Source organism: Dietzia sp. CQ4 (assembly GCF_014145125.1).
GTDB lineage: Bacteria > Actinomycetota > Actinomycetes > Mycobacteriales > Mycobacteriaceae > Dietzia > Dietzia natronolimnaea.
This window is the reverse complement of the sequence record NZ_JAALDZ010000132.1, coordinates 1-9220: the sequence shown is the minus strand read 5'-3', so window position 1 is coordinate 9220 and position 9220 is coordinate 1. Positions and strand designations below refer to the sequence as shown.

General features: G+C 70.6%; 8 protein-coding genes. 2 read left to right on the top strand and 6 right to left on the bottom strand.

Translation table 11 applies throughout. The features are described from left to right. Positions 1–62: 62 nt before the first annotated feature. On the bottom strand, positions 63–1901 hold the full coding sequence (locus G6031_RS08390; RefSeq protein ID WP_182653009.1) for an NAD(P)/FAD-dependent oxidoreductase: 1839 nt from the start codon (positions 1899–1901) through the stop codon (positions 63–65). A 68-nt stretch (positions 1902–1969) separates the two neighbouring features. Between G6031_RS08390 and G6031_RS08385 the strand changes: the two genes are divergently transcribed. Continuing rightward, positions 1970–3055, top strand: coding sequence for a helix-turn-helix domain-containing protein (locus G6031_RS08385; RefSeq protein ID WP_182653008.1), 1086 nt, complete (start codon positions 1970–1972; stop codon positions 3053–3055). Between the two features lie 72 nt (positions 3056–3127). Further along, positions 3128–4381 (top strand): pyridoxal phosphate-dependent aminotransferase, encoded by a 1254-nt coding sequence (locus tag G6031_RS08380; RefSeq protein WP_179523539.1) that lies wholly within the window; start codon positions 3128–3130, stop codon positions 4379–4381. A gap of 9 nt (positions 4382–4390) precedes the next feature. Here G6031_RS08380 and G6031_RS19195 read toward each other — a convergent pair whose 3' ends face one another. The 5 genes from G6031_RS19195 to G6031_RS08355 all read right to left on the bottom strand — a co-directional run. Next, complete coding sequence (locus G6031_RS19195) at positions 4391–5680, bottom strand: YibE/F family protein (RefSeq protein ID WP_179523540.1); 1290 nt, start codon at positions 5678–5680, stop codon at positions 4391–4393. 86 nt (positions 5681–5766) lie between these two features. After that, complete coding sequence (locus tag G6031_RS08370) at positions 5767–7101, bottom strand: UDP-glucose/GDP-mannose dehydrogenase family protein (RefSeq protein WP_182653007.1); 1335 nt, start codon at positions 7099–7101, stop codon at positions 5767–5769. 114 nt (positions 7102–7215) lie between these two features. Further along, a complete protein-coding gene (gene dcd / locus G6031_RS08365; protein ID WP_017838407.1) occupies positions 7216–7779 on the bottom strand; it encodes a dCTP deaminase in 564 nt (187 codons plus the stop codon). Continuing rightward, positions 7760–8539 (bottom strand): hypothetical protein, encoded by a 780-nt coding sequence (locus G6031_RS08360; protein WP_182653006.1) that lies wholly within the window; start codon positions 8537–8539, stop codon positions 7760–7762. The genes dcd and G6031_RS08360 overlap by 20 nt, the downstream gene beginning before the upstream one ends. 177 nt (positions 8540–8716) lie before the next feature. Further along, positions 8717–9220: DUF2470 domain-containing protein (locus G6031_RS08355; RefSeq protein ID WP_241737257.1), on the bottom strand; the 504-nt coding region annotated here is incomplete at its 5' end.

Below are 9220 nucleotides of genomic sequence, written 5' to 3'. Positions count from 1 at the left end.
CTCTGCGGCCCGTGATCGGACACCCCGATCACGGGCCGCAGGTGCATTGACGGGTCCCGCCGTCAGCAGGGGTGGTGCGCCTCCTGGACCTGGTACACGGGGGTGGGCACGCCCTCCATCCTCGCCTTGAGCTGCAGGGCCAGGTACTTGGAGTAGTGGCGGGACTGGTGCAGGTTGCCTCCGTGGATCCAGAGCTGCTCGACGTTCGTCGGCTTCCACATGTTGCGGAGTTCCCCCTCCCAGGGCCCGGGGTCCCGCGTGGTGCCGGAACCGTATCCCCAGACCTTGCCCACCCGGTCGGCGACGTCCTGCGACACGAGATCGGTCAACCACTGGTTCATCGAGCCGTACCCGGTGGCGTAGACGATGAGGTCGGCGGGCAGGATCGTCCCGTCGTCCAGCTCCACCCCGTCGGCCCGGATCCGCGTCACCTGCCCGCGTGCCAGCGCGACCTCGCCGTCGATCACCAGTTGGCTGGCACCGACGTCGATGTAGTACCCCGAACCGCGCCGGAGGTACTTGAGGAAGAGGCCGGACCCGTCCTCCCCGAAGTCCAGCTCGAATCCGGCCTCGCGGAGTCGGCCGTAGAACTCCGAGTCCTTCTCCGCCATCTGCTCGTAGACGGGGATCTGCACCCCGGGGAGCAGGCGGTAGGGCCAGGAGGCGAAGAGCATGTCGGCCTTCTCGGTCGTCACCCCCGCCTCCAGCGCGTCCTCGGAGTACAGGGGCCCGAGCGCCAGCGACATGAGCGACTCGCTCCGCGCGATGTGGGTGGAGGAGCGCTGGACCATGGTGACGTCCGCTCCGTGGTCCCAGAGCGCGGCGCAGATGTCATGGGCCGAGTTGTTCGAGCCGATCACCACGGCCCGCTTGCCCTCCACGTCCCCCTCACCGGTGAACTCCGAGGAGTGCCACTGCTCGCCGGTGAACGAGTCCGCGCCCTCGACGTGCGGGATGTTCGGGTAGCCGGAGACCCCGAGGGCGAACACCAGCTGGGTCGGGCGGAGCTCCACCTTCTCGCCTCTCCGGTCCACCTCGACCCGCCACGTCCCGGACTCCTCGTCGAAGTCGGCGGTCAGACACTGCGTACCGGACCAGTAGTCGAGCTCCATGATCGCGGTGTAGTGCTCGAGCCAGTCCCCCACCTTGTCCTTGGACGGGAACACCGGCCAGTCATCGGGGAAGGGGATGTACGGGAGATGGTCGTACCAGACCGGGTCGTGGAGGTGGAGTGACTTGTAGCGCTTGCGCCACGAGTCGCCGGCCCGCTCGTTCTTCTCGATCACGATGGTCGGCACGCCCAACCGCTTGAGCCGGGCGGCGAGCCCGATCCCGCCCTGGCCTCCGCCGATGATCACCGTGTACGGCTGCTCGGTGTACCCGAGGGTCTCCTGGCGCTCCTGCTTCTTCTCGAGCCACGTCTTGCGCCCCCGGCGGATGACGTGCTCGACGCCCTGGTCCCGGGTCCGGCGCCTCTTCTCCTCGTGGCCCTTGAGTTCCTGCATCGTGGTCAGGAGGGTCCAGGCCTTGCCGTCGCGCAACCGGAGGTGGGCCCATCCGCGGCCGACCGCGGTCTCGAAGGTCACCCACGCCTCGGTCACATCACCCGACGCGCTCGCGGGGTCGTCGAGCCTCCAGGCGGAGGGCGAGACCGCGGCCAGCTGGGATTCGAGCATCCCGCGGATCTCCTCCCGCCCCTCGAGCGTCTTGAGGTTCCATGTGAAGGCGACGAAGTCGCGCCAGTAGCCCTCGGGGTCGAACAACTGCGCCGCCCGCTCCGCGTCCCCCGCCCGGAGGGCCTCGTCGAACTCCCCGAGCCACCTCTCGACCGTGGCGTCGGCGCCTGAACCGGCGCCGCCCGCCCCACCCCGGTCGGCCGGTGCGTCTGTCGTCTGGGTCATGTCCGCTCCTTCGTGTCGTGTAGCTTCGGCAATGACGTAGATCACACTTTCTTCCCCAGGGGGTGGCAATGTCGTTGCACCCGGCCCTGCGGTTCTCCGACCCCCGGGCCTTCGCCGAGCGCTCCATCAGGGCCCACGGGATCGCGCTCTCCGGTGGAGCGACCTCCGACCTCGACTCGCGGGTCCTACAGGCGTGGAGGCGCAGCGGAGCGGCCGGGATCTCGCCGGACCAGGAAATGCCGGCCCGCGTGCTCACCCGCGAACAGGTCGCCGACGCGCGGCAGCGCACACCCCTGCGCCACATCGCGGCGGACGTGGTGGCCTCGGTGTCCGACACCTCCGCCGCGGGCCGGCACCTGGTGGTCCTCACCGATTCGCGGGGGTGCCTGCTCTGGCGGTCGGGAAGTCCCCACGTACTCCGCCGCGCCGACTCGATCGCGTTCGCCGAGGGCGCGGACTGGTCCGAACGGGGGATCGGCACGAACGGCATCTCCCTCGCGTTGGAGACCGGGACGTTGACCCACGCCACCGCGGGCGAACACTACGTCCGGGCCCATCACGGCTGGACCTGCACGGCCAGTCCCGTCCGGGACGCCCGCGGCAGGATCCTCGGGGTCCTCGACGTCTCCCATCCGGTCCGTTTCTCGAGCTCCGAGACGGCCGCGCTGGTCCGTTGCGGTACCCGGTTGGCCGAGACGCTGCTCGCGAACGGAGTGGGTGGGCCGTCCCCGGACGACCCCCGCCCTCCGGACCCAGGTTCGCGCCCCGGCCCCGCCGGGGACACGGATCGGGGCGACAACCCGGTGACGGAAATCCGTCTGCTCGGGTGGAGGCCGTCGGTGATCCGGGCCGACGGGTCGGCGGTCGACCTCACCCCGCGAAGGGCGGAACTGCTCGCGCTCCTGGCGTCCCGGGAGGCGTGGACCGCGCGCTCCCTGTCCGAGGCGCTCTACGGGGACAGGGACGCCACGGCGACCGTCAGGGGCGAGGTCCGCAGGCTCCGTCAGCTCACCGGCCTGTCGATCGACTCCCAGCCGTACGCCCTGGCCTCCCACGAGCGAGGCTGCGTGGACTTCCTCTCGGTGGAGCATCCCGACGATCTCCTGCCCCTCTCGGAGATCCCGGCCATCATCGACCTGCGGTACGGGATCTGAGGCCACGGGATCTGACACCGCGGTTCGGCGCGGCCGGAACCACGTCCGACCGAGGTGGCACAATCAGCAGTCATGACGCCGGAGAACACGGGACGCACGCTCCACCAGCCGCGCACGCTCGACCAGTCGTCCAAGCTCAAGGACGTCCTCTACGAGATCCGCGGCCCGGTGCTGGCGCGGGCGAACCAGCTCGAGGCGGAGGGTCACCGGATCCTCAAGCTGAACATCGGCAACCCCGCCCCCTTCGGGTTCGAGGCGCCGGACGTGATCATGCGCGACATGATCGCGGCACTGCCCCACGCGCAGGGCTACTCGGAGTCCAAGGGCATCCTGTCGGCCCGTCGAGCGATCTTCACGCGGTACGAGCTGGTCCCCGACTTCCCGCAGCTGGACGTGGAGGACATCTACCTCGGCAACGGCGTGTCCGAGCTGATCACCATGACGATGCAGGCGCTGCTGGACGACGGCGACGAGGTCCTCATCCCCGCCCCGGACTACCCGCTGTGGACCGCCATGACCTCACTCGCCGGGGGCAGGCCCGTCCACTACCTCGCCGACGAACAGGACGACTGGAACCCGTCGCTCGAGGACATCGCCTCCAAGATCACGCCCAAGACCAAGGCCATCGTCGTGATCAACCCCAACAACCCCACCGGGGCGGTCTACTCCCGGGAGGTCCTGCAGGGGATCGTGGACCTGGCCCGCGAGCACAGTCTGCTCATCCTGGCGGACGAGATCTACGACCGGATCGTCTACGACGAGGCGCAGCACACCTCCATCGCCTCGCTCGCGCACGATCTGCTGGTCCTGACCTTCAACGGCCTGTCCAAGACGTACCGCGTGGCGGGCTACCGGGCGGGCTGGATGGCGATCACCGGCCCCAAGGCGCACGCGGCCGGGTTCCTCGAGGGTCTGGAGCTGTTGGCCTCGACGAGGTTGTGCCCCAACGTGCCCGCGCAGCACGCCATCCAGGTGGCACTCGGCGGGTACCAGTCGATCAACGAGCTGATCGAGCCCGGGGGCAGGCTCCACGAGCAGCGCGGCATCGCGTGGGAGAAGCTCAACTCGATCCCCGGGGTGAGCTGCGTCAAGCCGATGGGCGCCCTCTACGTGTTCCCCAGGCTCGACCCGGAGGTCCACGAGATCCACGACGACCGCCTGTTCGCGCTGGACCTGCTCGAGCGTGAGCGCATCCTGGTCACCCAGGGCACGGGGTTCAACTGGCCCGACCCGGATCACTTCCGGGTGGTCACGCTGCCCGCCGGCCGCGACCTGGCCGTGGCGATCGAGCGGATCGGCAACTTCCTGGCCTCGTACCGCCAGTAGTCCGGGCGCTCAGTGCCGCGCGCCCACGGTCGCCCGGTCCAACTCCTCCGGGGTCACGTCGCGGGAGAGCCACACCGCTGCCGCGGTGGTGAGCGGGACGCACAGGGCGAGGGCGATCGCGCCGACGAGCGACCGCATCAACTCCACGGCCACGACGTCGGAGGTGAGGATCGACAGCGGCGAGCGGGTCCCCAGCGAGAACAGCAGCAGCAGCGGCAGCGCCGACCCGGTGTACGCCAACACCAGGGTGTAGACCATCGAGGCGACGTGGTCGCGTCCGACCCCCATCGCCGACCGGAACACCTGGACGGGTCCGGCGTGCGGGTCGAGGTGGCGCATCTCGAACACGGTCGCGGACTGGCTCACGGTGACGTCGTTGAGCACGCCCAGGGCGCCGATGATGAAGCCGGCGAGCAGCAGTCCCGTCAGCGAGACGTGCTGCACGAACACCTGGACCTGGGTCGTGGAGTCGCCGCTGAGCCCGGTGATCCTGGTGGTCTCGATGACCACCCAGCTCAGCAACGCCGCCGCCAGCATCGCCGACAGGGTGCCGAGCAGCGCGGCGTGCGTCTTGAGGTTGATCCCGTGGACCACGTAGATCACCAGGTAGAGCACGGCGGAGCCGCCGACCACGGCCACCAGGATGGCCGGGTTGCCGTCGAGGATGGAGGGGAGGACGAACCCCACGACGACGACGAGGGCCACCGCGATCCCGATCAGGGCCCGCAGTCCCTTCCACCGCCCGACGGCGACCATCACCACGGCGCCCACGAGGAGCCACAACGCCATGGGCACGGTGCGGGTGAAGTCCTCGAAGGCATAGGTGTCGGTGGCCCCCTGGGGGGAGCGGCCCAGCTGGATCTGGTCGCCCTCACCGAGGTCCGGGGATCCGGGCCCGGGTGGTATCTCCAGCAGGACCTGTCGGCCGGCGTCCGGGCCGGTGTCGAGTCGCACGATCGAGCGCGGACACTCCGGGCCGGGGAACCGGGGCTCGAGCGGTGGACCGGGCAGCACCCGCCCGTTGTCCGGGGAGCCGCAGGGTGCCACCTCGGTGGACACGACCTCGCCCCGCTCCGTCACCACCGAGGACCCGGACGACTGGGCGAAGTACGGGTCCAGCTCGGGGTCCTGGAAGGTCGGCCAGAGCAGCGCCACCCCGATCATCGTCGCGACCGCGCCCAGGATCAGTCCGACCACCGTGATCCGGCCGGCGCCGCCGGACGGAACGAGGCGGGACCCGTGTCGGGGGCGCTCGACCCGGTGCCGGTGCCGGGGAGGGGTCGCTGGCCGGTCGCTCACGCCGGTAACCCTAACCCGCGCCGGGCCCGGTCGGAGTCGGAGGACGGTCGGAGTCGGAGGACGGCCACCCGGGCGCGGTCGACCGGTCAGCTGGCGCTCACCCCGCGGCCTAGTGCGCGGTAGGTCCAGCCGGCGGCGCGCCAGGCGTCGGCGGGCATGCAGTTGCGGCCGTCCAGCATGATCCGCCCGCGCGCCACCGCCGTCACAGCCGCCGGGTCCAACTCGAGGAACTCGGCCCACTCGGTGGCCACCAGCACCACGTCCGCACCCTCACACGCCTCGATCGCCGAGTCGGCGTACGCGAGCGTCGGGAACAGGGCCCGCGCGTTGTCCAGCGCCTGCGGGTCGTACACCACCGCCTGCGCCCCCTTGAGGGACAGCATCCCGGCCACGTTCAACGCCGGGGAGTCGCGCACGTCATCGGAGTCCGGCTTGAACGCCGCCCCCAGCACCGCGATCGTCTTGCCGATCAGCATCCCCCCGCACGCCTCGGTCGCCAGATCGACCATCCGCTCCCGGCGCCGCATGTTGATCGAGTCGACCTCCCGCAGGAACGACATCGCCTGATCGGCACCCAACTCCCCGGCGCGGGCCATGAACGCCCGGATGTCCTTGGGCAGGCACCCCCCACCGAAGCCCAGACCGGCACCCAGGAAGCGCCGACCGATCCGCGGATCCATCCCGATCGCGTCCGCCAACACCGTCACATCCGCGCCCGCCGCCTCACACACCTCCGACACTGCGTTGATGAAGCTGATCTTGGTCGCCAGGAACGCGTTCGCGCTGACCTTGACCAACTCGGCGGTCGCCAGGTCCGTCACGATCACCGGACACGGGTCCGAGTCCAGGATCGGCGCGTACGCCCCGCGCACCACCTCCTCGACCGGCCCACCCGGCTCACGCACCCCGATCACGATCCGATCCGGCGTGAGCGTGTCGGCCACCGCGAAACCCTCCCGCAGGAACTCCGGGTTCCACACCACCTCCGCCCGCACCCCCTGACGCGAGTGCTCGTCGGCGATCTCCTGCAACCGCGCCGCCGTCCCCACCGGCACCGTCGACTTGCCCACCAGCACCGCATCCGCGGTCAGCAGCGGGACGAGCCGGGCCACCACGTCCTCCACATACGAGGTGTCGGCCGCGAACTCCCCCTTGCGCTGCGGGGTACCCACCCCGATGAAGTGCAGGTCCGCGAACTCCGCGGCCTCGGCATAATCCGTGGTGAACCGCACCCGACCCGCCTCCACCTGCCGCCTCAGGATCTCCGGCAACCCCGGCTCGTAGAACGGCACCTCACCGGCCCGCAGGCGCTCGATCTTCGCCTCGTCCACATCCACACCCAGCACCTCGTGACCCAACTCGGCCATACAGGCGGCATGGGTGGTCCCCAGATACCCGGTCCCGAACACGGTCATACGCATAGCGCAGTTCTACCGTCCCCGGACGACCTCCCGGGAACACCGGGGTGAACGCGGGACGAGCGTACTGTGGCCGGGCCCGGGTCGCCGACGGGCCCGGTTCGGCAACAGTCCCGGTCAGCGGAAGTTGAGGTACGCCTTGGAGGCGGTCGGGCCGCGCTGTCCCTGGTACTTCGAGCCCGTCGCGGCGGTGCCGTACGGGACCTCGGCGGGGCTGGACAGCCGGAACAGGCACAGCTGGCCGATCTTCATCCCCGGCCACAGCGTGATGGGCAGGTTGGCCACGTTGGACAGCTCGAGGGTGATGTGCCCCTCGAACCCCGGGTCGATGAACCCGGCGGTCGAGTGCGTGAGCAGACCGAGTCGACCGAGTGAGGACTTTCCCTCGAGCCGGCCCGCCAGGTCGTCGGGAAGGGCCAGGCGCTCGAGGGTCGCCCCCAGGACGAACTCGCCCGGGTGCAGCACGAACGGGTCCCCTGACGCGGGTTCGACGAGTTCGGTGAGGTCGTCCTGCTGCTGCGCCGGGTCGATGTGGGTGTAGCGCGAGTTGTTGAACACGCGGAACAGACTGTCCAGGCGGACGTCGATGCTCGACGGTTGGATCAGCGAGGAGTCGAGAGGGTCGATCGTGAGCCGCCCGTCGGCGAGCTCGGAGCGGAGGTCACGGTCGGAGAGCAGCACGGTCTAGAGGGTATCGCGACCCCCCGGCGAGCAGGCGGAGCTGGGTGCCCAACTCGGTGACGCTCACGCACGCCTCGGCGAAGGGCAGCCGCTCCCGGTGGATGCGCCCGTCGCGCCCGACGAGCTCGATGTCCACCCCGGCGCGGTCGATGCCGACCAGCAGTGGCCGCTCGGCCGGGAGGCAGCGGCACACGCGCAGCGCCATCCGCGGCACCACCTGGCAGCGCGGGTCGTTGAGATGGTCCAGCCAGTGCCCCTCGAGGTCGGCGAAGGGGTCGGGCCCGGAGGTCGCCAGGTCCTCGGGGTCGATGTCGGTCACCCCGTCGTCGTCGGTCAGCACGATCCGCTCCGCGCGGAGCCGGACCAACGCGACACCGGTCCCCACGTCCAACAGGACGGGGTCGGGGAGGTCGCGGGCGATCTCGCCCGCGGTGCGGCGCTGGGCGCGCACGCCCGGCAGCTCCACACGACCCTCGACGACGACGATGCGGCGACAGCGCCCCTCGGCCGCTCCCCCGATGATCTCGTCCAGGACCTCGAGCCTCGCCCGCACCCCGCCCACGCCGATCGTGACCGAGTAGGCCGTCGGTAGCGCGACCCAGAGGTCGGCGGTCCCGGGCACCTGGTGCACCAGGCCCACCCCGGGAGGGGTCACGGCGCCCGGGCCGGAGGGTAGACCCAGGGTGGCCCGGGGGCACCGGCGCAGCGCCGAGCTCACTCGTTCCGCGGGCTCCGGGACAGGCCCCACCAGTGATCGCATGCCATCTCCTCGTCGACAGTTCCCGCACCGCTCCGACGCCTCCAGGGAAAGGCGCCGGAACGGTCCGGGGGCGGGGACGTGACTACCCGCAGCGACTAACTTAGGTAAGGCTTACCTCTAGCGCAAGGGTTTTGTGCACACCGACGGGAAAATGACGGAGAAGGATCCGAGCCGGCCTCACCCGGCGAGGCGGTCCAGCTCGCTCTGCACGTCCTCGGAATCGCCACAGACCAGCGCGAACGGGATTCTCACGACCTCCCTGGGGCCGGTCGCTGAGCCGACCGAGAGATCCAGGCCGAACCTGTCGATGCCCACGATCCACGGGCGGGTGCCGGCGATCTGGCGGCCGGCGCGGAGAGCCAGCCGCGCCGCGAGTCCGCTGTCGGCTCCGAGGCGGCGCAACCACGCCTGCTCGTCGATGCCGATCGGGTCGACCGCCGCCGCCGCGAGGTCACCCCGGGGGATCACGTACGCGCCGTCAGCACACAAATAGGAGACCCCGAGCGGCTGCAGTTCGCTCAGCCTCAACGATCCGGCCTCCCCGTTCGGGCCGGGCCCGCCGTCGGCGGCGACCAGCCTGCGTCGCCGCGGTGCCGAGGACGCCGTGACGATCCCGGAGATGGTGACCACACCCCGCGCCACGGCGCACTCGTCGTCACACGGCGTGGCCCGGACCCCCGC

Bases quoted from the DNA above. Each gene is read 5' to 3' on its own strand.
- G6031_RS08380 (WP_179523539.1), top strand. From the start codon at position 3,128: ATGACGCCGGAGAACACGGGACGCACGCTCCACCAGCCGCGCACGCTC.
- G6031_RS08360 (WP_182653006.1), bottom strand. From the start codon at position 8,539: ATGCGATCACTGGTGGGGCCTGTCCCGGAGCCCGCGGAACGAGTGAGC.
- G6031_RS08385 (WP_182653008.1), top strand. From the start codon at position 1,970: ATGTCGTTGCACCCGGCCCTGCGGTTCTCCGACCCCCGGGCCTTCGCC.
- G6031_RS08390 (WP_182653009.1), bottom strand. From the start codon at position 1,901: ATGACCCAGACGACAGACGCACCGGCCGACCGGGGTGGGGCGGGCGGC.
- G6031_RS08370 (WP_182653007.1), bottom strand. From the start codon at position 7,101: ATGCGTATGACCGTGTTCGGGACCGGGTATCTGGGGACCACCCATGCC.